Annotated in this window: 2 protein-coding genes; both read left to right on the top strand. The window is 63.5% G+C overall.

What is annotated here, in order from left to right:
• Positions 1-735: IS5 family transposase (locus tag NKJ81_RS32515; protein WP_352542982.1), on the top strand; the 735-nt coding region annotated here is incomplete at its 5' end.
• Positions 735-1,079 (top strand): hypothetical protein, encoded by a 345-nt coding sequence (locus tag NKJ81_RS32510; RefSeq protein ID WP_352502257.1) that lies wholly within the window; start codon positions 735-737, stop codon positions 1,077-1,079. The genes NKJ81_RS32515 and NKJ81_RS32510, both read left to right, overlap by 1 nt.
• Positions 1,080-1,095: the final 16 nt, after the last annotated feature.

The following is a 1,095-nucleotide window of genomic DNA, read 5'->3' as shown; positions in this document are numbered from 1 at the left end:
CTGAGCGCGGTGCTGGCGCAGCCCAAGGTCAAGAGGCTTCTGTCGACGGATCACTTCTCGGTCGACGGGACGCTGATCGAGGCCTGGGCGTCGATGAAGAGCGTCAAACCGAAGGACGGCCCAAGCGGCGGCCATGGCGAGCCGCCGGCTGAAGGGGGCGGGCGAAACGCGGAAGCGGACTTCCATGGCCACAAGCGCTCGAACGACACACATGCCTCGACCACCGATCCGGATGCCCGGCTCTATCGCAAGGGCAAAGGCAAGGAGGCCAAGCTGCGCTTTATGGGACATGGCTTGATGGAGAACCGCCACGGGCTGCTGGTCGACGCCTGCCTGACACTGGCCGACGGACATGCTGAGCGGGTGGCCGCACTGCACATGATCGAACCTCGCGCCGACCGACCGCAGGCGATCACGCTCGGTGCCGACAAGGCCTACGACACAGAAGACTTCGTCAATGAGCTGCGCTCGATGAGGGTGACGCCGCATGTAGCGCAGAACAACACGAGTGGCCGCAGTTCCGCGATCGATGGGCGCACGACGCGGCATGGCGGCTATGCCGTCAGCCAGCGCATCAGGAAGCGCATCGAAGAGGCATTCGGTTGGATCAAGGTCGTGGCCGGCCAGCACAAGACGAGGTTCCGCGGCCGCGACCGTGTCGGATGGGCCTTCACCTTCGCAGCCGCTGCCTACAATCTGGTGCGACTGCCAAAGCTCATGGCGGAGACCGGCTGATGGCCAAGGTTCCCGGCTTCGCCAAGGCCTTTGCCGGCCGCTGGCGCATCGTCGAGATGGATGTTTGGGATAACGACTTCCTCGATCTCGTCGAGGAAGCGCATCTGACATTCAAAGGCTCGGCGGATGGCGAGATCGCCTTCGGCGCACTCAAGGGCTTCCTCGATGTCCGATATGGCACCCGCGATGGCTCAGCATGCGCGGAATTCTCGTGGGAGGGGCATGATGAGAAAGACCCAGCCTCTGGCCGCGGCTGGGCTGTCTTTGGCACTGCAGGCCGCCTCGTCGGCCACTTCTACATCCACAACGCCGACGATTCAGGCTTCGTTTGCGAAAGAGCCTGACTTCTTCAACAGCCTG

The sequence above is a fragment of the Mesorhizobium sp. M0018 genome, assembly GCF_040323955.1.
In the GTDB taxonomy this organism is placed as follows: domain Bacteria; phylum Pseudomonadota; class Alphaproteobacteria; order Rhizobiales; family Rhizobiaceae; genus Mesorhizobium.
The sequence above is the reverse complement of the archived record's forward strand: the minus strand, read 5'-3'. Positions and strand labels throughout refer to the sequence as shown.